Annotated in this window: 20 protein-coding genes and 1 pseudogene; 15 read left to right on the plus strand and 6 right to left on the minus strand. The window is 66.3% G+C overall.

What is annotated here, in order from left to right; translation table 11 throughout:
- Nucleotides 1-44 precede the first annotated feature (44 nt).
- Together WIX39_RS20210 and WIX39_RS20215 are read right to left on the minus strand one after the other, a co-directional pair.
- Nucleotides 45-413: an AtuA-related protein gene (locus WIX39_RS20210; protein ID WP_409195699.1), complete on the minus strand. Its 369-nt coding sequence runs from the start codon at nt 411-413 to the stop codon at nt 45-47.
- Complete coding sequence (locus tag WIX39_RS20215; protein WP_409195700.1) at nt 410-1804, minus strand: acyclic terpene utilization AtuA family protein; 1395 nt, start codon at nt 1802-1804, stop codon at nt 410-412. The genes WIX39_RS20210 and WIX39_RS20215 overlap by 4 nt, the downstream gene beginning before the upstream one ends.
- A gap of 102 nt (nt 1805-1906) precedes the next feature.
- Between WIX39_RS20215 and WIX39_RS20220 the strand changes: the two genes are divergently transcribed.
- Nucleotides 1907-2824, plus strand: coding sequence for a LysR family transcriptional regulator (locus WIX39_RS20220; protein ID WP_081269031.1), 918 nt, complete (start codon nt 1907-1909; stop codon nt 2822-2824).
- A gap of 70 nt (nt 2825-2894) precedes the next feature.
- Here WIX39_RS20220 and WIX39_RS20225 read toward each other — a convergent pair whose 3' ends face one another.
- Nucleotides 2895-3617 carry an FABP family protein gene (locus tag WIX39_RS20225; RefSeq protein WP_409195701.1) on the minus strand — a complete coding sequence of 241 codons (723 nt, stop codon included), beginning with the start codon at nt 3615-3617 and terminating at the stop codon, nt 2895-2897.
- A gap of 43 nt (nt 3618-3660) precedes the next feature.
- Nucleotides 3661-4629, minus strand: coding sequence for a Bug family tripartite tricarboxylate transporter substrate binding protein (locus WIX39_RS20230; protein ID WP_409195702.1), 969 nt, complete (start codon nt 4627-4629; stop codon nt 3661-3663).
- Between the two features lie 206 nt (nt 4630-4835).
- Between WIX39_RS20230 and dctP the strand changes: the two genes are divergently transcribed.
- The 6 genes and pseudogenes from dctP (at nt 4836) to WIX39_RS20260 (ending at nt 12868) form a co-directional block, all read left to right on the plus strand.
- The gene (dctP, locus tag WIX39_RS20235) at nt 4836-7733 is read left to right on the plus strand and encodes a TRAP transporter substrate-binding protein DctP (protein WP_159053598.1); all 2898 of its coding nucleotides are present in this window, start codon (nt 4836-4838) and stop codon (nt 7731-7733) included.
- Between the two features lie 25 nt (nt 7734-7758).
- A complete protein-coding gene (locus tag WIX39_RS20240; protein ID WP_106934181.1) occupies nt 7759-9444 on the plus strand; it encodes an amidohydrolase family protein in 1686 nt (561 codons plus the stop codon).
- A 296-nt stretch (nt 9445-9740) separates the two neighbouring features.
- Nucleotides 9741-10130, plus strand: coding sequence for a DUF427 domain-containing protein (locus WIX39_RS20245; protein ID WP_081269034.1), 390 nt, complete (start codon nt 9741-9743; stop codon nt 10128-10130).
- Between the two features lie 87 nt (nt 10131-10217).
- A pseudogene (locus tag WIX39_RS20250) lies at nt 10218-10646 on the plus strand (DUF2157 domain-containing protein); the annotation flags it as partial.
- Between the two features lie 3 nt (nt 10647-10649).
- On the plus strand, nt 10650-11210 hold the full coding sequence (locus tag WIX39_RS20255) for a hypothetical protein (protein WP_409196375.1): 561 nt from the start codon (nt 10650-10652) through the stop codon (nt 11208-11210).
- Nucleotides 11207-12868: a GDYXXLXY domain-containing protein gene (locus WIX39_RS20260; protein WP_409195703.1), complete on the plus strand. Its 1662-nt coding sequence runs from the start codon at nt 11207-11209 to the stop codon at nt 12866-12868. The genes WIX39_RS20255 and WIX39_RS20260 overlap by 4 nt, the downstream gene beginning before the upstream one ends.
- A 104-nt stretch (nt 12869-12972) precedes the next feature.
- Here the strand turns inward: WIX39_RS20260 and WIX39_RS20265 are convergent, their stop codons facing one another.
- Nucleotides 12973-13353 (minus strand): helicase SNF2, encoded by a 381-nt coding sequence (locus WIX39_RS20265; protein WP_081269037.1) that lies wholly within the window; start codon nt 13351-13353, stop codon nt 12973-12975.
- A 170-nt stretch (nt 13354-13523) separates the two neighbouring features.
- A complete protein-coding gene (locus tag WIX39_RS20270) occupies nt 13524-14177 on the minus strand; it encodes a TetR/AcrR family transcriptional regulator (protein WP_106934178.1) in 654 nt (217 codons plus the stop codon).
- Nucleotides 14178-14333: 156 nt separating this feature from the next.
- Between WIX39_RS20270 and WIX39_RS20275 the strand changes: the two genes are divergently transcribed.
- Genes WIX39_RS20275 through WIX39_RS20310 form a run of 8 tightly spaced genes read left to right on the plus strand, consistent with a single transcriptional unit; the run spans nt 14334 to nt 23334 of the window.
- Nucleotides 14334-15185 carry a hypothetical protein gene (locus tag WIX39_RS20275; protein WP_199851910.1) on the plus strand — a complete coding sequence of 284 codons (852 nt, stop codon included), beginning with the start codon at nt 14334-14336 and terminating at the stop codon, nt 15183-15185.
- 8 nt (nt 15186-15193) lie between these two features.
- On the plus strand, nt 15194-16819 hold the full coding sequence (locus WIX39_RS20280; protein WP_409195704.1) for a GMC family oxidoreductase: 1626 nt from the start codon (nt 15194-15196) through the stop codon (nt 16817-16819).
- A gap of 38 nt (nt 16820-16857) precedes the next feature.
- Nucleotides 16858-17178, plus strand: coding sequence for an NIPSNAP family protein (locus tag WIX39_RS20285; RefSeq protein WP_081269040.1), 321 nt, complete (start codon nt 16858-16860; stop codon nt 17176-17178).
- A 59-nt stretch (nt 17179-17237) separates the two neighbouring features.
- On the plus strand, nt 17238-18290 hold the full coding sequence (locus WIX39_RS20290) for a BMP family ABC transporter substrate-binding protein (protein ID WP_106934176.1): 1053 nt from the start codon (nt 17238-17240) through the stop codon (nt 18288-18290).
- Between the two features lie 16 nt (nt 18291-18306).
- A complete protein-coding gene (locus tag WIX39_RS20295) occupies nt 18307-19860 on the plus strand; it encodes an ABC transporter ATP-binding protein (RefSeq protein WP_409195705.1) in 1554 nt (517 codons plus the stop codon).
- Nucleotides 19857-20891 carry an ABC transporter permease gene (locus WIX39_RS20300; protein WP_409195706.1) on the plus strand — a complete coding sequence of 345 codons (1035 nt, stop codon included), beginning with the start codon at nt 19857-19859 and terminating at the stop codon, nt 20889-20891. Before WIX39_RS20295 ends, WIX39_RS20300 begins: the two co-directional genes overlap by 4 nt.
- Nucleotides 20888-21790: an ABC transporter permease gene (locus WIX39_RS20305; RefSeq protein ID WP_409195707.1), complete on the plus strand. Its 903-nt coding sequence runs from the start codon at nt 20888-20890 to the stop codon at nt 21788-21790. Before WIX39_RS20300 ends, WIX39_RS20305 begins: the two co-directional genes overlap by 4 nt.
- Before the next feature lie 11 nt (nt 21791-21801).
- Nucleotides 21802-23334, plus strand: coding sequence for an amidohydrolase family protein (locus WIX39_RS20310; RefSeq protein ID WP_409195708.1), 1533 nt, complete (start codon nt 21802-21804; stop codon nt 23332-23334).
- The last annotated feature ends 6 nt before the right edge of the window (nt 23335-23340 follow it).

Here is a 23340-nt window from a genome sequence, read left to right on the forward strand (position 1 = left end):
TTGTCTCAGAAATTGGAAGGGGCAGTGGAAAAGGTGGAAGCCGGCTACGGTCCGCCCAGCAAAGGCACGAGCGGGCGCGGCACGCGAACGGGCATGTCGAGCAGCAGGAAGGAAAGCGCCTTGCCGTGCGCATCGAGATTCAGCGCATCGTTGACGCCGCCGTCGAGCACCGCGTCGAGCACGAAGTTCATCGCATGCAGTTTCGGCAGCAGGAAGCGCTGCACCTGCGACGGTGCACGGTGGCGGAACTGCGCGGCCACGCGCTCGGGCGTGAGTTGCTCGGCCAGCAGCGGATACAGCCCGGCATGCCAGGCGATGACGCTGATGTTGGAGCGGTCGCCCTTGTCGCCGGTGCGGCCGTGGGCCGCGCGGTAGAGAGGCACCTCGATGGTGTCTTCAGGAATCTTGCTCATGCCAGTTCCTCCACGGCCAGCAGTTCGAAGCGGACCGGCACCGCCTCGCGCGACAGCAGGCACGACAGCGTGTTGAGCCGCGGCGTGAGCGCGGTGCGCACGCCGCCGCCGCCGGCCGGACCGCAGGTGTAAAGCGCCGTCACCTCGCGGCCGAGCCGTTCGGCCTGGGCACGGTCGGCATGGGTGGCCGCGACGCGCAGGCGCACGTCGCGCACGCCGCTGTCGGGCGTGTCCGCCAGTGCGCGGCCCGCGTCGTCGCCGAGGATGCTCAGCGCGCCGATCAGGTCGACGCGCAGCGCAAGGCCGTCGAGCCGCTTCTTCAGCACCTCGGCCGCGAGCCGCGCGCGCGCTTCGGCGCGAGGGCCGGCGTAGGAAATCTCGCCCTCGGCCAGCCAGCCGCCTTCATGGCAGACGTTGACCTTGTAGTTGCGCGGCCGCTCGTGCCCGCGCACGCCGCGCAGCTCGACGCGGTCGGCGCCGGGCAGCGCGTGCACCTCGGCGTCGGCGATGTCGGCGACCACGTCGGGCGTCAGGTAGGCGGCGGGGTCGTGCACTTCGTAGAGCAGTTGCTCCTTCACCGTGGCTTCGGTCACGAGGCCGCCGGTGCCGTCGGCCTTGCCGATGACGCAGCCGCCGTCGGCGTCGATCTCCGCGATGGGAAAGCCGACCGACTCGAGGCCCGGCACGTCCTTGTAGCCGGGGTCGGCGAAGTAGCCGCCGCACACCTGCGCGCCGCATTCGAGCAGATGGCCGGCCATGGTGGCGCGGCCCAGCCGGTCCCAGTCGTCGGCGCGCCAGCCGAAATGCGACATGGCCGGCCCCACGGTGAGCGACGGGTCGGCCACCCGGCCGCACACCACGATCTGCGCGCCCGCGTCGAGCGCGGCGGCAATCGGCTCGGCGCCGATGTAGGCATTGGCACTGACCACGCGCAGCCCTTCCATTCGCGCGCCGAGCGCTTCGCGCAGCACCGCGCGATGCCCGGCGCCCGAGAGGTCGTCGCCCTCCACCACCGCGATGCGCGGGGCGCTGGCGCCCAGTTCGCGCGCCATGCGGGCGATGTGCCGGGCGGCGGCGCGCGGGTTGGCGGCGCCGAAGTTGCTCACGATGCGGATGCCGTGTGCCAGGCAGCGCGCCAGCACCGGCCGCAGCATGTCGTCGAGCAGCGGTTCGTAGCCGGCATCGGGGTTGGCGCGGCGGCGCAGTTGCGCCAGCGCCAGCGTGCGCTCGGCCAGCGTCTCGAAGACGAGGAACGCGCGCCGCCCCGCGGGGCCTTGCGCGAGACGCGCGATCAGCGTGTCGACCACCGGGCCGGCGGCGTCGGTGCGGTCACCCGAGAAGCCGGCCGCGCATCCGATCAACAGCGTGGGCGTTGCAGCAATGGAAGTCATCGAGCCGCACTGTAGGCAGCCCGCCATCATCCGTAAAATCGAAAATACGGATCGATTGATCTGCTTTTCAAATAACGCATCCGCCCACCGGAACCCCGAGACATGAAAAAGACGCCAGACCTCTCCACGCGGCAGCTGCGCGCCTTTCTCGCGCTGGCCGAGCACCGAAACTTCACGCGCGCCGCGCAGACCAGCCACCTGTCGCAGCCGGCCTTCAGCGCGCTCATCCGCACGCTCGAAGACGCCGTCGGCACGCGCCTGTTCGACCGCGACACGCGCAGCGTGCAGCTCACGCCCGAGGGGCTGCTTTTCGAAGGGTCGGCGCGCCGGCTGCTCGACGACATGGGCAACGCGATGGTCGACCTGGCCGACCACGTGGAGCGCCGCAAGGGCCGCGTGCGCGTGGCCGCCCTGCCCTCGCTCGCGGCCGGCTGGCTGCCCGCGGTGTTCGCGGAATTCATGCAGGCCTGGCCCGGCATCCGCGTCGACCTTGACGATGCGCTGTCCGACGCCTGCATCGCGCTGGTGCGCGGCGGCCAGGCCGACTTCGCGCTCGCCGCCTCGGGCGCGGAGGCCGCGGCGGGCAGCGACCTGCGCGCACGCAAGTTGTGCAGCGACCGCTTTCACCTGGTGTGCCGCACCGACCATCCACTGGCGCGCGAGCCGCGCCTCACGGTCAAGAAAATCGCGCCGCATCCGTTCATCCAGATGGCGCGCAACAGCAGCGTGCGGCAGGCGCTCGACGCCGCGCTGCATCCGCAGCGGCTGAACGCAGTGTTCGAGGTCGAGCACCTGGCCACCGTGATGGGGCTGGTCGAGGCGGGCCTGGGCATCAGCGTGGTGCCGGCGCTCACGCTGTTCCACTTCCAGCGCGAAACGCTGGTGACCCGCCCGCTGCCCCTGCCCGCGCTCACGCGCACGCTGTACCTGGTGCAGCGGCGCGAAGGCAGCCTGTCGGTCGCGGCGCAGACGCTGTACGACCTGATCGTCGCGCGGCTCGGCTCGCTGCGGCTGGACTGAGCCCGGCGCGGGCATCGCGTGCCGCCGGCCAGCACGCCCGGCTACTGCGGAACGGCTGCGCTCGCGAAGCTCAGACCGGTGTCGCCCGGGGGGCCACCCCGGCACTGGCAGTGTCGATTGCGCTCTTCCTTGCCGCCTCCGCCATGGCGGCCAGCGCCGTCGGATTGGGCGTGGGCTCGCCGACCTTGCGCAGCAGGTTGCGGTCGGTATGGCTGAAGGGCTCGGCCTGGCCGCGCACGCTCAACACGGTTTCCTGCTCGTACGACCAGCTGCGGTCGTCGTGGATGGTGACGGCGATGCTGTAGCGCAGCGTCTTGAACGCATGCTCCAGGAACGGGTTGGCGAGGATGCCGTTGGTCTCTCCGCCGCGCACCGCCTCCAGCCTGAAACTGCGGTCGCCGGCCTTCGCCTGGCCGGTGGCCATGGCCGTCAACCCGCGCGGGATCGACAGCGTCTGCACCAGCGCGCCCGTGGCGGGCTCCCAGAGCCAGTAGCCGACCTGGTCGTGGAAGGTTTCGACGTCGTCGGGCTTGACGATGCGCAGGTGATAGCGCAGCCCGTAGAAGATCTGCGGGCCGTTGGTCTGCGCGTCGATGGGCTGGAACTCCGCATGCTCGATGAACGCTTCGGCTTCGGGGCCTTCGGGCTTCGGGCTCACGTCGTGGCCGGAAGTGCCGATCCACAAGCCCGCGAGGCCGGTCAGCGGGCCGAGGTTGGCAAGCGTATGCGGATCGGGCTCCGGTTCGGTGTAGATGTCTTCGGGAAATTCAGGGGAGTCCGGGAGCTCGGCCATTTTTTTCTTCCTGGAGTTTGCGGGAGTGTGGACGACAAGCTGGTCACTGATCAAGACGGATGCCGACCTTGGCGATGATCGCACCCCACTTGCGGGCCTCGCTGTCGATGAAGGCCTTGAATTCCTCGGGCGAACCGCCGCCCGCCACTAGCCCCTGGTTGGCGAGCAGTTCGCGCACCGCCGGCTCGCGCAGCACGGCGTTGACGTCCGCGTTGATGCGGTGCACCACCTCGGGCGGCGTGCCGGCGGCGGTGAAGAAGCCGTTCCAAGCCAGCGATTCGAAGCCTGCGTAGCCCGCCTCGGCCACTGTCGGCAAGTCTTTCATGAGTTCCGAGCGGGTGGCGCTGGTCACCGCGATGAGCTTCACCCGATGGCCCTGGATCAGCGGCAGCAACGCAGGCGCCACCGTGAACAGCGCCTGCGTGTCGCCCGCGGCAAGCGAAAGGCCCGCAGGCGGCGAGCCCGAGTACGGCACGTGCACCGCCTCCATCTTCGTCACGCTGCGCAGCAGCTCCATCGTGAGGTGCGACGAACTGCCCGCGCCCACGGACGCATAGCTGAACTTCGAGCCCTGCTTCCTGGCCCAGTCGACGAATTCGGGCAGCGTGTTCGCCGGGTTGCTCTCCTGCACGGCCAGCACATTGGGCTGCGAGGTCGTGAGCACGACGGGCACCAGGTCGCGGGACGGCGCATAGGGCATGCGCCGGTACATGTAGGGTCCGAATGCGATCGGGCCATTGAAGCCGATGCCCAGCGTGTAGCCGTCGTGCGACGCCTTGGCCACCGTGTCCATGCCGATCAGGCCGCCGGCGCCGGCCTTGGTCTCGATGACCACGGGCTGCTTCCAGATCACGCGCAGGCGGTCGGCCAGCGTGCGCGCGATCACGTCGAGCGAGCTGCCGGCCGGCGCGGGAACGATCACGCGAACGGGTCTGGACGGCCACTCCTGTGCACTTGCGCCAAGAGCCAGCAGGCTGGCGAGCAACAACGTAGCGAGTTTGTTCTTCTTCACTTCGGTCCTTCGGTGGATCGCTCAAGGTCGCGCGAAGGTATCACCGATTCCATGCCCGGGTGCCCGGCGAGTCTGGCCGACAACATCCTGCGCAAGACTCCATTGCTGCTGTAGCACTTTGCCTGGTCAATGTCATCCCCTGATCGCGGATTGACAAACCCCAAGGCATGACCGACTGTGCGCCCTTCGTTAGCGGAGGTCTGCGCATGTCGTACAAGGTTCGGGCACGCATCTGGGAATTTTCACGGAGCAGGCGTGCATGGCATGCGGCCTTCCTAGTTGCAACATTGTTCGCATTCATTCCACCTGACGCCATTGCCCAGCCCAGTATCTGGCGGGCGGAGGTGCCGGGCTCGCTCCCCGCACAGGATCGTTCCCCCATCGTGCAGTTGGCGGGCCGCTTCGGCAATCCATCGGAACACGCACTTCAGATCAAGACTTCCGAAAGCCCGCCGGGGGAAGCGTCGGACGTCTTGCAGAGAGTCCAGACGGACCAGATCCAGCTTTCCGTCATACCTATCGACACCCTTACTGCGCAGTTTCCAGACTTCGCTGTCTTCAATTCGATTTTCCTCTTCAAGGACTTCGACGCCGTCGACAAGTTCGAAGCGAGTGTCGATGGCCGCAAACTTTTGAAATCGCTCGAGAAGAAGGGGCTGAGAGGGCTGGGATACCTGCACGGTGGCATGGTGCAAATCGCATCGCGCAAACCCCTGCTCGCCTTTGACGATCTGAAGGGACTCAAGCTCGGCACCCCCACGAATGAAACCGAGATGCGTCAATTCACGGCCTTGGGTGCATCGCCGGTTCCATTGGCCAGTGCAGTCAGAACGGTAGCGCTGGAGAACGGCGCCGTGGACGCGACCGAGATCGGATGGTTGGAACTCGCGCGCGCAGGCAACCGCGCCTCCGGATTTTCGATCCTGGAGAGCAACCACCGCTATCGCGGTTACGTGCTTGTAGCCAACAAGACCAGCTTCGACAAGCTGCCCGCTCTGGCTCGCCTCCAGCTTCTGACCAACGCCAAGTCGATCATCGATGAGCACAATGCCGGCGTCAGGCGCTCCGAGAACGCGGCCCGGCAACTGGTTCTGCTGGACACGAAGAGTTCGAGCTTTTTTTCGGCAAACGACTACGACGCGCTCATCGAGAAGCTGAAGATTGGCGGTTGGTCGACAACATCCAAGCAAAGAACTGCTGTCGTAAGAGCACTTGCGGTGAGTGATCTTGGACTGGCACAGAAACACTTCGTCAACGTCGCACCAAGCCAACCGCCGCCTCCGGCCCCCTTGCCCGATTGGGCGCTTGTTCCAACTTCCGCTGGCAGCGCGTCTCAGCCGGCGGCAACCACGGAAGCCATCGTCTACAACGCGGACCTGTCGCCGCAACTCCAGCGACGCAAGGATTTCCCCAGGCGGCCGGTGCTGAAGTCCCGACAGATGGCCACGCTGAGCTTCGGCATCGGTCCCGCACGATCCAGTTCGGTTCTTGCGCCGATGTCACCGCCTCCCGAAATTCTGAAGAGCAGGGAAGACGTCTCCTTGACGATAGTCCTGGCATGCTCGTTCTGCGAACCGAATGTGGAGTCGCTGAAGAAGATCACCTACAGCCCGAGCCTGCATCGCTCGAATGAGGTCAGCTTCCAGTTCACGCCCCAGCGTGGTTCGCAGGACACGCCCTACACCGCAACCTTGCAACTCTTGATCATCAACGACAAGACCGGCGTGGAGCATGACCGCTTGTCGGTCGTTGTCGGCGTTGATTCGGAAGGCGATTTGCCTGCAGCCTCTGCCGAGAATGTTGCGGCCGCCGGGGCGTCCGCACCGTCCGGCACGTCGGATTGGACTCCCGACGTTGTTCTCTATGCCACCAAGGAAAGCGAACGAAGCATCAGCATCCGGATCGAGCCCAAGAATGAAGACTTGAAGAAACTGCTGGGCCCACTTGCGCTGGATGCCCAGGGGCAGTCGGTGAAATTCGATTCGGGAGTGACGGATCCGGACCTCATCGCCGCGATGACGACATCGACCTACGGTGCCATGTCGGCAGTCAGCTTGCAGGGCGAATTCATCAAGCGGCTGAGTGCCACTGGGTCCGATGCCGTCGTATCCACGGAATCGCAAGAGAGTCTTCTTCTAACTCCCGAGGAATCCACAAACGTAGCCAAGACCATCGCCGACGCGGGCCAGCAACTCTATCGGCACCTGTTCACGCAAGCTTCCGACAGCAGGCTGGGTGCACTCGTGCGAAAACTCGAGTTGGCCGGGGCCCAGGCCAAGGGCCGCCCGCTGCGCCTTCAAATAGTCACCGATCGAATCTCGCTGCCCTGGCAGTACCTGCATCCCCCGGGCAAGACCATCGATGCAGCAAGATTCTGGGGGCTCCAATTCAATCTCAGTGTGCTGCGCGCCGGCACGGGTGGTCCCCCAAAAGAGGCGACCAGGAACAGGAGCCTTGCACGCAAGGTCGTATTCGCTCTCTACGGCAGCAGCGCGGATTCCAGTGTTTCCTTCGCAAGAAAGCAGATCGAGCAATTGAGCAGCATTCCGGTATCGGACCTGCTGGAGGTGGACTCGGGAACAGATTTTCTCGGCAAGGCTTTGACGAGTCAGCGAGAGCAGATCTCCGCCATCGTTACGTTCCTTCACGCTTCTTCTGGCGCGACCCAAACGGCAAGCACCGCCGCTCCTCAGGAACCGCAACTCTCTTTCAATGACGGTGACCTCGTCACAAGCTACCGCCTCGAAAGACTACTGAACGCGCAAAGCTCCGAAGAACTGGAATCACGTGCGCCCTATCTTTCCGGAACGCCGCTCGTCATTCTCAACGCGTGCGAAACCGGACCGTCGATTCCCCTTCCCCACGTCCGCCTGCAAGACGCGTTGTTTGCGCTTGGTGCGCAGGGCGTGCTGGTCACGGAAGTTCCGGTGTGGACTCATCTCGGTCACGAAATGGGCATGCAGCTCATCACACGGCTTGGAAAAGGCGAACCTGTCAGCGATGCCCTGACCGCCATCCGCCGCGAGCTCTACGCGAAAAAGAGAAATCCGCTGGGATTGCTCTACGTCTACTACGGCGATCCCGCGGCGACCCTGAGGCATTGACCCATCATCACGAGGAGAACCCACCATGCGATCCGAGTCCAGTCGACGCACTTTCATTGCGAGCCTCGCGGCCATGCTTGCACCGCTTTCGGCTAATGCAGCCACAGAGCCTTTATGCCCGACCGACCCAAGCATTTCCGACCCGAGTGCGCCCCTGACGATCGACACGCATGCGCATTTCTTCAACGGCAGCGACCTGCAGATCAGAGCTTTTCTCTCGGGCACTGTCGTGGGAAAGGACTCCGAACTCTACCCCCTCGTCAACGCGATGGGTTCAGTGCTGCAGACGCTTGGCTGGCATCTCGCACCGAGTGCCAAGGATGAGATGCGTGCCATTGCAAGCTACGCGGCATCTCTCAAGAATTGCGCTTCTCCGGTAGAAGCGCGAACCGTGGCGATGCCTTCTTTTCAGGAAGGCTATGCAATAGGAAGCGATCAGCTGCGAACTGCGGCAGAAGTGCTCTACCAGGCACCCTCGGGCGCATCGGTGTTGGGCCCCAAAGGCAGTCGGACCGGTCTTGGCGCAGTAATCGACGACCTGCCCAAAACGTACGACGAGTACGAGCAGCGCAGAAACTCCGGCGCATCCGTGATGGGAAGTCATCCAACGCTCTCCGGCTATGTGCGATTCATCCTGCACAACTTCAATCATCGCCATGTGAACGCAATCGACTATCTGACGACCTACTCGAAAAACTCGCCGCGCAAGATCGATTTAGTCGTGTCCAGCATGGTTGACTACGACTGGTGGCTCGCGAAAGGGAAGAGCACGCCAACCTCGCTATCCGAGCAGGTCGACTTGATGGCGGAGATCTCCATCCTGCTCGGCGGACGCATGCATGGCTTCGTGTCCTTTTGCCCGTTCCGCGAAGCGATGACCATCGGCTCGGATGGCATGGGAGATTCGCTTCGTCTCGTAAAGAAGGCCGTTGAGACCCGTGGATTCATCGGCGTGAAGCTCTATCCGCCGATGGGCTTCGCCCCCTTGGGAAACAAGGGACTGAAGGTCTGGAAAGGAAAACCCGGTCTTCCGGCTGCCGCGGCGGACCCTGATTTTGGCAAGCGTCTCGATGCAGCGATGAGAAGCCTCTTTGCGTACTGCCTCGCCAACGAGGTCCCGATCATGGCCCACACCAATCATTCGAATGGGCCTTGGGAAGACTTCAAGGCACTTGCGGGCAGCCAGTACTGGTCTCTTGCATTGCAAGCGTTTCCGGGTTTGAGAGTGAGCTTCGGCCATTTTGGCGATACCGATCTTGAAGACCATGGGGGCGCGAAAACTCGCGAGTTCCTCAAGCTGATCAGCCCGACCTCGGGCTCAGCCGGTGCAAACACCTACGCCGACAGCAGCTACTTCGCAGGCGTTCTGACCAACCAGACGAAAATTTCCCAGACCCTGCAGGCACTTTACGCGGCCTCCGACAACAACGTACTTTTCGAACGCCTCATGTATGGCACGGACTGGACCATGATCCTGCCGCAGCGCAATGTCGATCGCTATCTGTCCGACTTCACGGACGTGATGCGGCGCATCGAGAAAGACCAGCCGAGCATCACCGCCCGCCAGACGTCCCTTTCAAATGCGTTCTTCGGAAAGAATGCAGTTCAGTATCTGGGTCTGGCTGCGGGTCAACCTAATCGGCGCCGTCTCGAGACCTTCTACGCACTCAACAAAGTGCCTGAACCTGACTGGATGCGAAAGCTTGGATAGAGGCCTCGACAGTTGAACCGGTATAGATTTGTGTACTTGTTCGCGACCATCTAGTGCTTCCATTTGTAATGAGTGTGGCGGTTTTTTGGGGAGTTCGGCTCACCGTGGAAACACGTCTTATCCCGCACGAAAAAAACTAAACCGAAAGGCTTCCACAGCACCTCCGAACGGCATCCCTGCCTTTAACCACTTCGCGAACGTGCTGATTTCCGGGGGGCTTCAAACCGCCCCGACATCGCGGCAAGATGCGCATCCGCCGATTCTTGCGTCACCCGACCAACTGAAGGAGCCCCCTCATGTTCGCCACGCCCGAACGCACCATCAAGACCCCCGGCCCCGATCACCCGATCACCATCGCGCGCAATCCGCTTCGCGTGGTGGTGTCGGTGGACGGCCGCGTCATTGCCGACACGCGCGAAGCGCTGACGCTGCGCGAAGCGCATTTCGGAACCGTGCACTACATCCCGCGCAAGGACGTGAAGATGTCCTTGCTGGAACGCACCTCGCATGCAACCTACTGCCCGTACAAGGGCGAGTGCAACTACTACAGCATTCCCGCCGGCGGCGAGCGCTCGGTGAATGCGGTGTGGACCTACGAGTCGCCCTACGAGCCGGTCGCCCAGATCAAGGACCACGTGGCCTTCTATCCCGACCGCGTCGGCCCCATCGAGGAGCGGGTGGCCTGACGACGACACCCGAGCCCCCTCTTCCGGCGCACGCGGGCGCCGGAACCGACACGTGGAGAATGGCAGCGGCAACCATCCTCCACGTCCATGAACATCAGACTCGCACTCTACGAACTGGCCCGCATCCATCGGCTGCCGTCGGCACGCATGCACGCGCTGTTCGCGCTGGCTGAACTCGACGCGCAACCTACGCAACTGCCGCAGCGCTTCTGGCGCGTCGTCGCGCTGCTCGCCGCGGGACTCGGCGGCTTCGGCATCGCGATGTGGGTGGCAGCCAACTGGGGATCGCTGGGCCGCGCCGGGCAGTTCGCATTGCTGCAAGGCTGGGTGCTGCTGACGGCGCTGGCCGCATGGCGCAGCGCGACGCTTCGCACACCGATGGGCCTGTTGTGCCTGCTGGGTACGGGCGCACTGTTCGCCTAATACGGCCAGACCTACCAGACCGGTGCCGATGCCTGGCAGCTGTTCGCGCTGTGGGCCGTTCTCAGCCTGCCGCTGTGCCTTGGGGTGCGCAGCGACGTGCTGTGGTTTCCCTGGGCGACGGTGGCATGCAGCGCGATCGGCCTCTGGACCTATGCGCACACAGGCCACCGCTGGCGCTTCGACGACAGCGACCTGCCGATCCACCTGGTCGGCTGGGGCATGGGCGTGCTGCTCATCACCGTGCTGAGCCCGTGGGCACGGCATTGGGTCGGCGAAACGCACTGGTCGCAACGGCTGGCGATGCTGGCGCTGGCCGTGAACGTGACGCTGACCTCGCTTGCAGGCCTTCTCTGGCGCAGCGAGGTTTCGCCCCACTATTTTCTGGGCCTGGCGCTGATGTGCGGTGCCGGCGGCATGCTGATGCAGCGGCAATGGTTCGACATCGTCGGCCTGAGCGCCGCCGTGCTCTGCGTCGACACCCTGCTGGTCGCCGGCCTGGCTCGCATCCTGTTCGACGGCGGCGGCATCGACACCATGGGCCGGTTGCTGCTCATCGGGCTGGTGGCCGCTGGATTGCTGGCCGTGTCCGTGGCCGTGGTGATGCGCAGACAAAGCACCGTATTGGCGGCATCGCGGCAGCAAGGAGCGACCGCATGATCGCCCCGTCCGAGATCATCCGGCGCGCCGCGGCCCAGGGCCTGCTGCCGCAAGACGCGCAATGGCCGCGCGAGGATTCCCGCCCCGGGGCGGTGCTGCTGCTGACTTCGTTGGGAGCCTGGCTCGCCGTGCTGCCGCTGCTGGGCGCGATCGGCCTGGCATTCGGCGATGCGCTGCTGCGCGAAGGACCGGCACTGTACGTATCGGGACTCGGCCTGCTGGCCGTGAGCGTCGTCATCCTGCGCCAGGGCGGACTGGCGCTGTTCATCGAACAGCTCTGCCTGCCGGCCGTGATGCTGGGCCTGTGCTGCCTGGGATGGGCGCTGTTTCGCGACCTGTCGGTTTCCGTCGCCGCGCTGGGCATGTGCGCTGCCAGCGTCGTGCTGGCATCGCTCGCGCCGCTGCACTGGCTGCGCAGCCTGCTGGGCATGATGCTGGGCGTGTTCCTCACCGTCGCCGTCATGGGATGGTCGAGCGGCGAAGAAGCCTTCGATCACCTGTTCTGGTCCGGCCGCTTTCGCTGGACCTGGTGGCTTCAGGCGCACATCGGCCTGGCCGCATGGCTCGCGGTGCTCTGGCTGCTGCCGCGGTTGCCCGGCGCCCGCACCGGCAGCCTGCTGGAGAGCCTGGCCGAAGGCTGGTGCGCGCAGCTGTTGCTGATGCTGGTGCTGCTGTCGGGCACCACGTTCATGCTCGGTGGTGTGGTTCCAGGCAGCAGCGCAGGAAGCGAAATGGGCCAGGCCGGCAGCGGTTTCGACCTGCTCGGCAGCACGCGGAACATGGTGTCGGTGCTGTGTGCCCTGGGTGCGGCCGCGCTGTTGGCCAGTCGCTGGCCGGCACTGCGGCAAATGCCGCTGGCGGGCCTGGGCGTGGCACTGCTGCTGGCGGTCTTGTGCGCCTTCATGCCCAACCTCGGGGCGGCCTGCCTTTGCACCGCGGCATTGGCGGTGACGCAACGCTGGCGGCTCGCCGCCCTCGGCTGCGCGGCCGCGCTCTGGATCGTGGGCAGCTTCTACTACCTGCTCGCGTGGTCGCTGGCGGACAAGGCGCTGCTGCTCGTGCTGATCGGTGCCGCGCTGGGCGCACTGGCCTGGCTGGCAACGCGCGCCATGTCGCATGCGGCCGGCGCCGAGAGCGTTGCGCAGAACGCCGGCAGCTGGTGGAAGAACAGGCGGCTCGCCGGCATCGCGCTGGCAGGTGTCGCCACGCTGGCCGTGGCGAACTTCGCCATCTTCGAGAAGGAAAACATCATTCGCGACGGCCGCCCCGTGTTCGTTCGACTGGCGCCTGTCGACCCGCGCTCGCTGATGCAGGGCGACTACATGCGGCTGAACTTCGCATTGCCCGATCGAATGGACCGGGACGACCATCCTCGCGGTGGCCGGCGGCCGACCGTGCTGGTGCGCCCCGATCCGGCGCTGCCGTCGGCCTATACGCTGCATCTGCCATCGGCCCTGGAGCCGCGGCAGAGCGACGACATCGAAGTACCGCTCAGTGCCAAGGACGGGAGCTGGGTCTTCGTCACCGACGCATGGTTCTTCAAGGAAGGCGACGCGCAGAAGTTCGAAGGTGCGCGTTACGGCGAATTCCGCATCCTGCCCAGTGGTTCGGCCCTGCTGGTGGGCATGGCGGACGATCAATTGCGGCCGATTCGGTAGCGCGCAAGGCCCATGAAAAGCCGGCCCCGCTTGTGCGGAGCCGGCTTCTTTTTTTTGATTCGACTGACTTCGCCGGAGCGGCGAAGCAAGTCAAGGCAGACCGATTACAGCGGCAGCGTGTCGCCGCGAGCAGCAGCGCGGGCAGCGGCACGCACGGTGGCGCGATCGACGCCGCTAGCCAGCACAGGCGCCACGCCCGACGAAGCGCCGTCGGCATACGGGTTGGCACTGTGCGCGGCGGCCACGGCTTCGGCGCGAACGGCTGCGCGGCTGGTGGCTGAAGCGGTCAGTTGCACCGGGCCCGAGTTGGCGCCATCGGCATAGGGGTTGGCGCTGTGCGCGGCCACGACGGCCTGGCTGGCGACCTCGGCGCGGCTCGCGGCGGAAGTCAGTTGATGCACGCCGTCATAGCTTTCGGCATGGGCAGCGCCGGCAGCGGCCAGCAGAGCGAGAGAGACGGCGGAGAGGAGTTTCGAGGCGGTCATTTGGAGGTCCTTCAATCGGTTGGTTTCTTTTCACCTGGATCAGCTGAAGGGCTGGTCCATGGAAAGAATTTTGCGCCGCCGAACCGATAAAAAACCGCATCGAAAAGAACCGCGGTGTTCGTGTGAAGGAAACAATCGCTGCGCCCGCCCCTCCCTCCCGCAACGCCCTTTCAGTCGAGCAGCACGCCCGCCAACACCGTGCTCACGATGCATTCGAGCGCCTGCTCGTAGTGCACCGCCGTGAGCTTCTTCACCTGCAGCACCGCGTTCACGATGGGCTCGTAGTCGGCATAGAACTGGGTCGAGGCCCAGAGCATGAAGAGGAAATGGCGCGCGTCGATCCTGCGGATCTTCTTGGCAGCCATCCAGGCTTCGAGCACCTCGATGCTGGCGGCCGTGCTCTGCGCGATGTGCGCCCTGTCGGCGGCCGACAGGAAGGTGCCGCCGCGCACCACCTCGTTGGCGAACAGTCGCGCCTCCAGCGGATTCTTGCGGCCCATCCGGAGCTTGGCTTCCACGTACGCACGCAGCGCCACGGCGGGTTCGGTCTCCACCTTGAGGATGCGCAGCGCGCTGTCCCATTCCTCCAGCAGCGGCGCGAAGGTGGCGCTGTAGAGCTCTTCCTTCGTGGGGTAGTAGTAGTAGACGTTGGCCTTGGGCAACTCGGCCACGGTGGCGATCTCCGCGATGCGCGCGCCGTCGAAGCCCTTGGCCGCGAACACCTCGCTGGCGGCCTTGAGGATCTTGCGCTTGTTGGCCGCCCTGATCTCCCTGTCCGCGGTTGTCTCGGGTGCCGAAGGTCGTGTTGTCTTGGTTTCGCGCATGGCTTTGAGTCGCTTTTTTTGACCGGAGCAAATTCTAGAGGTGGCCCGGCGCGACGGCCGGGAAAGCACCAGCAAAAAAATCTGACTATATCGTCAATTTATTACTTAGAATTTCCTGACGAACTGATCAGCTTTTTTGAAGTTTGAATGTAAGCCATGCCTCAAGCCCTGCGCACCGCCTTGCAAGAAACCCTGCTCGACTGGCAGGACGACCTGCCCGATGAATGGCGCAGCGCGCTCGGCGGCGTGCGGCTGGACTTCGAAGGCGTGGACGCTCGACTCGAGCTGGAAGCCTGGGAACCCATCTTTCCGGCGCGCAAGGGCCGCCGCCTGCCCGGCATGCCGGCAGGCGCGCACATGCTCAAGGCCTTCGACAGCGTGATGCCCTCGAAGGTGCGCTGCCTGGTGCTGGGGCAAGACCCTTACCCCTCGATCGACATCGCCACCGGCCGCGCCTTCGAGGTCGGCAACGTCGCCCGGTGGCGCGAGCTCGACAAGATGTTCACCAAGAGCATCCGCGCCTGGGTGCAGATGCTGGCCGAGGCCCGCACGGGCGACGCGGGCTACGGCGGCAGCTTCGCCAACTGGCCGCGCACGCTGGCGGACATCGAATCGGGCGCGCTGCCATTCGAGACACCCGACTGGCTGAGCGACCGCTGGATCGAAGACGGCGTGCTGCTGCTCAACACCTCCTTCACGCTCAGCCGCTTCCAGGTGGCCATCGACCCGCATCAGTCGCACGGACACCTGGTGCTGTGGAAGCCGCTCATCCAGGCGGTGCTGGCCCACCTGCTGCAGCGCGGCGAGCCGCTGGTCTGCATGGGCTTCGGCGCTTCGGCCGCGGAGGCCTTCGCGGCGGCGGGCATCGGCGAGGGCCGCAACGGCAATGTCGCCTGCATCCTGCGCGAGCACCCCGCCTACGCGGACGCCGTGCTCGGCCTGCCCAACCCCTTCGTGCTCTGCAACACCCATCTGGCCGAGATGGACAGCACCCCCATCCACTGGTGACCACCCCAATGAACGACAAGAACGACTACGACTACATCATCGTGGGCGCGGGCTCCGCGGGCTGCGCCCTCGCCGCGCGGCTCAGTGCGCGCCCCGCCACGCGCGTGCTGCTGCTGGAGGCCGGCGGCAAGGACTCCAACCCGCTGTTCCGCCTGCCGATGCTGATGGGCAAGCTGTTCCAGTCGGGCATCTACAACTGGCACTTCCACACCGAGCCCGAACCCAACCTCAATGGCCGCAAGATCTACTGGCCGCGCGGCAAGGTGCTGGGCGGCACGTCGACCATCAATGGCATGATCTACGTGCGCGGCGGCAAGCAGGACTACGACGGCTGGGCTGCCATGGGCAACCCCGGCTGGTCGTACAAGGACGTGCTGCCCGCCTTCAAGCGCTCCGAAGGCCACATCCAGCGCGACGGCGTGTTCCACAACGCCAAGGGCGAACTCACCGTGTGCCGCGCGCGCGGCTGGAACGCATTGCTCGACGTGTTCTGCGCTGCGGGCCAGCAGGCCGGCTATCCGCTGAACGACGACTTCAATGGCGCCAGCCAGCTCGGCTTCGGCCGCTACGACTTCACCATCAAGAACGGCAAGCGCTGGTCCACCTCCTTCGCCTTCCTGCGGCCGGCGCTCAAGCGCAGCAACCTCAAGGTCGTGACCCGCGCGCGCACGCACAAGGTACTGGTGGAGCGGGCCCGGGCCGTGGGCGTGTCCTACGAGCTGCACGGCCAGATGCGCACCGTGCGCGCGCGCAAGGAAGTGATTCTTTGCGCCGGCGTGGTCGGCTCGCCGCACCTGCTCATGCTGTCGGGCATCGGCCCGAAGGAAGAGCTGGAGCAGCACGGCATTGCGGTGCTCAAGCCGCTGCCCGGCGTGGGCGGCAACCTGCAGGACCATGTGGACTGCGTCATGTCCTATGAGTGCAAGCAGCCCGTCACGCTCTACAAGGACCTGCGCTTCGACAAGATCGCGTTCTCCGTGGTGCAGGGCATGCTGTTCGGCGAAGGCATCACCACCACCTTCCCCTACGAGGCCGGCGCCTTCATCAAGACCTCGCCCGAGCTCGCCAACCCCGACGTGCAGCTGCACTTCATGCCCGCGCTGGAGAAGACGGCCAACCTGTACTTCCCCAACCCGTTCAGGAAGAGCACGGTCGAGGCCAAGCACGGCTTCACCCTGCGCGTGGGACCGGTCAACCCGAACAGCAAGGGCCGCATCCGGCTGCGCTCGGGCCGCCCGACCGACGCGCCGATGATCGAGCCCAACTACCTGGACACCGAGTTCGACCGCAAGACCATGGTCGATGCGATCCGCGCCACGCGCCGCATCATCGAGCAGCCCGCATTCGACGACTACCGCGGCAAGGAGATCGCGCCCGGCCCCGGGAAGCAGAGCGACGAAGACCTCGTCGCCTGGCTGCGCGCCACCGCCATGACCACTTTCCACCCCGTGGGCACCTGCAAGATGGGCCACGATGAACTGGCCGTGGTCGACCACCGGCTCAAGGTGCACGGCATCGAGGGCCTGCGCGTGGCCGACGCCTCGATCATGCCGGTCATCTCCAGCGGCAACACCAATGCACCGGCCATCATGATCGGCGAGAAGTGCGCCGAATTCATCCTGGCCGGCCAGTAGAAGCACGAACCCCAGGCCAGCAGGAGCACAGCAAAAAAATGATCGTCGAACACCGCCTCTACACCTTCCGCCCCGGCACCATCGACCAGTGGCGCGAGAAGTACGAACGCGAGGGCCTGCCGGTGCAGAAGCGCCACCTCAACAAGTTCGTGGGCCTGTACATCTCCGAGATCGGCCGGCTGCACACCTCGGTGCTGATCTGGGCCTACGACAGCCTTGCCGACCGCGAGGCCCGCCGCGCCGCCATGTACGCCGACCCCGAGTGGCAGGCATTCATCAAGAGCGTGTGGGCGCTCGACGCCATCCAGAGCCAGGACGTGATGATCATGAACCCCGCCCCCGGTTCGCCGACGCCCTGAGCGCATTTCTTCCCCGCAGCAATTTCGTCCGCCAGTTCTTCAACCCGAGAGACATCCGCATGACAAGCAACGCATCCTCCCGCGCCGCCACGCCCCGGCGGCAGATACTGAAAGCCGCGGCCGGCCTTGGCGGTGTCGCCATGGCCAGCGCCCTCTATCCGCTGATCGCGAATGCCAAGGGCGGGCTGATCGCGCTGGTGCACACGCAGGCTGCGGGCGACGCCAGCGCGGTCGACGCGATGATTGCGCGGCTCAAGCTGCTGGGCAAGGAAACGGGCATGCAGACGCGCGCCATCTACGCGAAGGACCCGTCGACCTACGAGACCATCTTCCGCACGCTGGGCGATGCCGGCGCGGCCATCATCGTGTCGACCTTCAACGAAGTGACCGAGCCCTTCAAGGCGCTCGCGCCCAAGTACCCGAAGACGCAGTGGCTGCAGCTGTTCGGCGACGAGATGAAGCCCGCCATCCCGAACGTGACCACCGTCTCCTACGACTACTACCTCGGCACCTACCTGGCCGGCATCTTCGCGGGGCGCATGTCGACCACGGGCAAGATCGGCTTCATCGGCGGCATGTCGATCCCGCCGCTGAATGCCGACTACAACGCCTTCAAGGCGGGCGTGCTGTCTGTGCGCAAGGACGCCGCGGTCACGGTGGCCTTCGCCGGCTCGTTCCAGGACCCGGTGAAGGGCCGCGAGATCGCCACGCAGATGTTCAACGGCGGCATCGACTTCATCCAGACCGACGCCGCCGCGACCGACGCGGGCATCATCGCCGCCGCCAACGACAAGCCCGGCCGCCTGCTGAGCTGCCTCGACCCGGCGCAATACCCGCAGGGTCCGAAGACGCTGATTTCCATCGTCAGCCTGCACTTCGGCAAGTCGCTCTACGACGAGGCCAGCAAGATCCTCAAGAACGGCAAGGGCGGCGCGCACCTGAACACCGGCCTGGGCACCGGGGTGGTGGGCCTGGAGCTGTCGCCGCTGTTCCAGAAGGAAGGCGACAAGGCCGTGGCGGCCAAGGCCGAAAAGGTGATGGCCGAGATCCGCACCGCGCAGGCGGCCATCCTGAGCGGCGCCCTGAAGGTGCCTTTCAACACCATCCTCTGACCCTCGCCACCGCAGCATGAACAGCAGTTCCTCGAACAGCGGGGCCTCTCCTGCGCGCCCGGCGCTGGTGCTCGACGGCGTCACCGTGCAATACGACACCGTGAAGGCGCTGTCGGACGTGTCCATCGCTTTCGAGGAAGGCCGCATCCATGCGGTGGTCGGCCAGAACGGCGCGGGCAAGACCACCTTCGCCCGCGTCTGCTCCGGCCTGGTGAAACCCACGCACGGCCGCGTGCAAATCGGCGAGCACGAGATCCGCACCGGCCACGTGAACGCCGCGCGCGCGGCCGGCGTGGAACTGGTGCACCAGAGCTTCGCGCTGCCCGCGTCTTTCACCGTTGCGCAGGCGATGGAGTTCGGCGCCACGCGGCACAGCGGACTGTTCACCAGGCGCCAGCTGGAAGCGCGCTGGCAGGCGCATCTCGACGGGCTGGGCCTTTCGGTCAGCCCGCGCGAAGTGATCCGCAACCTGCCCATCGAGACGCAGCAGGGCATCGAGATCGCGCGTGCGCTGGTCACCGACGCGCGCGTGCTGATCCTGGACGAACCCACGGCGGTGCTCGCACCGGCGGGCGTGGAGACGCTGTTCGAGCGCATCCGCATCCTGAAGAAGCGCGGCGTGACCGTCGTGCTCATCCTGCACAAGATCCGCGAGATGATGGCCATTGCCGACACCGTGAGCGTGCTGCGCCGCGGCGAGCATGTCACCGGCCCAGTGCCATGCGCATCGATCGGCGCGGCCGAACTGAGCCAATGGATCATGGGCGACGCCAAGGCACCGGTGCAGGCAGCCGCGGCACCGCCGCGTGCAGCCGAAGGGCTCACGGCTCCCACCGTGCTGCGCATGCACAAGCTCTCTACCCAGCCCGACGCCGAGGGCGCGGCGCTGAACGAGGTGAGCCTCGACGTGCGCGCCGGCGAGATCATCGGCATCGCCGGCGTCGAAGGCAACGGCCAGCGCACGCTGGTGCGCGCCATCTCGGCGCTGGCCGGCACCGCGTCCGGCACGCTCGAGTTCGGCGGCAAGGACATGACGCACAGCGACCTCGCCACGCGGCGCGCCGCGGGCCTGCGCATCATCCCGTTCGAGCGCAACGTCGAGGGCCTGTCGCTCAACAGCAGCCTGTGGGAGAACTGGTCCATGGGCCGCCTGCTGCAGGGCGGGCTGCTGTCGTTCGTGCGCCCGAAGAAGCTCCAGGCCGAGTGCGACGTGGCGCTCGCGCAATGGGACGTGCGCTACGCCAACTGCGGCCAGCCCGCGGGCTCGCTCTCCGGCGGCAATGCGCAGAAGGTGATCTTCGCGCGCGAAGTGGACGACAGCGCCCGGCTCATCATCGCGGCGCAGCCCACGCGCGGCCTAGACATCGGCGCCACGGCCTATGTGTGGAAGGCGCTGCGGCAGGCGCGCGACCGGGGCGCGGCCATCATCCTCATCTCGTCCGACCTGGACGAGCTCTTCGACATCAGCGACCGCGTGCTGGTCATGCTGCGCGGGCAGGTGGTCGGCGAATACGGCGCGCCCTACGACCTGCGGCAGGTCGGCCAGGCGATGGTGGGAGCACACGCATGACGGCCTCTCGCATGCTGCCCGTGCTGCGGGTGGTGGTCTTCGTCTGCTTCGCGCTGCTGCTGTGCGCGCTGGCCTTCATGGGCGCCGGGCTCGACGCGGGCGAGCTGTTCACCGGCATCCTCGACGGCGCCTTCCTGCGCGACGGGGCCCTGCACCAGGGCCTGCGCTGGGCCATGCCGCTGTTCATCACCGCCACCGGCGTGGCCATCGCGTTCCGCGCGGGCTTCTTCAACATCGGCGCCCAGGGGCAGTTCTATGTCGGCTCCATCTTCGCGGCGCTCACCGCCGAGTGGTTCGCGGGCGGTCCGGCCTGGCTGGTCGTCGCCTGCTGCCTGGTCGCGGGCATGCTGGGCGGCGCGCTGTGGGCCATGTGGCCGGGCCTGCTGCGCCTGCGCTCGGGCACCGACGAGGTCATCACCACGCTGATGGGCAACTTCCTGGCAGGCCTGCTGCTGGTGTACGTGACCTCCGGGCCGCTGAAGGACCCGACGGGCTCGGGACAGCAGGCATCGAGCCGGCCCATTGCCGACGCCTACCGCATCTCCGATTCGCTGGGCGTGTCGCCGCTGATCGTGGTGCTCACGCTGGTGGTGTTCGCGCTGTCGTGGCTGCTGGCCAACCGCACGGCGCTGGGCATCGTCGCCAACCTCGCGGGGCGCAACCCGACCATGGTGTCGTGGCAGGGTGCGCGGGTCGGGCGCATCGGCCTCTTCAGCTTCCTGGTGAGCGGCGCGCTGGCCGGGCTGGCCGGCGGCATCGAGCTGCTGGGCCCCAACGGGCGGCTGGCCAGCGGCTTCCTGCCCGCGCACGGCTTCACGGCCATCCTGATCGCGCTGGTGGCGCAGCTCACCATCGTCGGCACCGCAGTGTCGGCCCTCTTCTTCGGTGCGCTGGCATCGGCCGCGCTCTACCTGCCAGTGATGGCCGGCATGCCCGCGGCGGCCATCGAGGTCATCAACGCCACGATCGCCCTGTTCATCACGTCCCGCGCCAAGTGGCTGGACAAGCTCCTGACCCGAAAGCCCGCATGACAGACACGCTCGTCTCCATCCTGATCTCCGGCACGCCGCTGGTCTATGTCACGCTGGCGGGCGTGCTGGCGCAGCGCGCGGGCATCTGGAACCTCGGCCTGGAGGGCCTGATGATCATCGGCAGCTGCGCGCTCATCGTCGGCATCGTGCAGACCGGCTCGTTCGCCCAGGCCATGCTGATCGCCGCGGGGCTGTGCGTGGCGGCGTCGGCGCTGCTGTGGTGGGTGGTCGAGCGGCTCAAGGCCAACCCGATCATCGCGGGGCTGGGCCTGACGGGGCTGGGCCTCGGCGGCACCTCGCTCGCCATCCAGGCGCTGTACGACAGCGAAGCCACGGTGACTGCGCCGTTCAGCATTCCCAAGCTCAACAGCCTGACCAGCGTCGACCTGGGCGCATTCGGCGGCCTCTCGGTGTTCGTGCTGTTCATGCCGGTGGCGGTGTGGCTGGTGTGGCTGCTGCTGGAACGCACCCGGCTGGGCCTGCAGATGTCGGCCTCGGGCGAGCACCCGTTCGCGGCGCGCAGCGTGGGCGTGAACCCGGGGCGCATGCGCCTGCTGGCGCTTGCGCTCGGCGGCGTGCTGTGCGCCATCGGCGGTGCGGAGCTGGCCGGCGGCAGCCTGCAGATCTTCTCGCAGAACATGACGGCGGGCCGAGGCTTCATGGCGTTCGCGGCGGTGATCTTCGGCGCCGGCAGCGCACTCGGCGCCACCGGGGCGGCACTGTTCTTCGCGGTGGTTTCCGCGCTGGGCATCCGCGCCCAGCTGATGTATGGCGGCGCCATTTCCAACGACCTGCTGCAGTCGCTGCCCTACCTTGCGACCATCCTCGGCGTGTGGCTGAGCACAAAGCTGCGCGGCGGGCTGGGCTCCATCAGGGGCACGGCCGAGATGCGCGACTGAGCAGGCGGCACATGACGACCACGCCAGCCCTCACCCTGATCCGCGGCGCCGAGGTACTGACCCTGGCCGGGCCGCAGGGCACGCAGCCCGTGCATGCCGACCTGCTGCTGCGGGACGGCAGGATCGAAGCCATCGGCCCCGACCTGCCCGTGCCGCAGGCCTGCACACTCGTCGAAGCGCGCGGCAAGCTCCTGATGCCGGGCCTCGTCAACGCACACACGCATTCGAGCGAGACCTTCTTCAAGGGCCGCTACGAAGGCATGCCGCTGGAGACCTGGCTGCTGTACGCCTACACGTACCTCAGCGGCAGCCCCATCGGAGACCGCCTGCTGTACCTGCGCACGCTGCTGCTCGCCATGCAGTCGCTGAAAAGCGGCGTGACCACCCTGTGCGACGACTTCTTCGACCCGATGGCCCACAGCATCGACCGGCTCGGCATCGTCTTCCGCGCATACCGGGACGCGGGCATCCGGGTCAATGTGTCGAGCGCGGTGCTCAACACGCCGGTGCTCGACTCCACGCCCTTCGGCCACGAGCTGTTTCCCGAGCACCTGAGCGCGCAGCTGAAATTCGGCGCACCGGCCACGGCCGCCGACTACACGGCGTATTGCGAGGAGGCGTTCCGGCTGTTCCACGGGCAGGCCGATGGCCGCCTGCGCTTCGCCATCACGCCCTCGGCGCCGCAGCGCTGCACCGTCGACATGCTGCAGGCCTGCCACGCGCTGGCGGTGCAGCACGGCGTGCCGCTGCACACCCACCTGCTGGAGACGAAGGTGCAGGCCGTGGCAGGCCAGATGTTCTACGGCAAGACGCTGCTGGCGCACATGCACGACATCGGCATCCTCGACCGCCACGCCACCCTGGCGCACGCCATCTGGCTCACCGATGCCGACATCGCGCGCATGGGCGAGGCCGGCTGCACCGTGGTGCACAACCCGCTGAGCAACCTCAAGCTGGGCTCGGGGCTGTCGCCCATCCGCACGCTGATGGATGCGGGCGTGCGCATCGGGCTGGGCACCGACGGCCTCTCGTCGAACGACAGCGCGCGCGTGTTCGACCTGATGCGTTTTGCCGCGCTGATGCACAACGGCCCGGGCTCCGACGCCGCCGAATGGCCGCGCGCCGCCGAGGTGCTGAAGATGGCCACCATCGACGGCGCGCGCACCGCGCTGCTCGACGAAGTGACAGGTTCGCTCGAAGTCGGCAAGGCCGCGGACCTCGTCATGCTGGACCTGGACAACGACAATTTCCGTCCGCGCAACGACATCGCAAAACAGCTGGTCTATTGCGAGAACGGCAGCTCGGTCGAACTCGTGATGGTGGCCGGGCGGATCGTCTCGCAGGACGGCCGGCTGCTCACAGTCGACGAATCGGCGGTGTGGGCCGAACTGGACGAACTTCTGCCCGCCTACCTGCAGGAACACGGCAAGTGGGAGGCCGCCAACCGCGTGTTCGAGCCCTGCTTCGCCGAGGTGATACGGCGATGCCAGGCGGTCGAGCTGCCCGGCCTTTCGCGGCTCACACCGCCAATCGACTCCAGATAGAGTGCC

The organism is Variovorax sp. AB1(2024), from assembly GCF_037482385.2.
In the GTDB taxonomy this organism is placed as follows: Bacteria; Pseudomonadota; Gammaproteobacteria; order Burkholderiales; family Burkholderiaceae_C; genus Variovorax.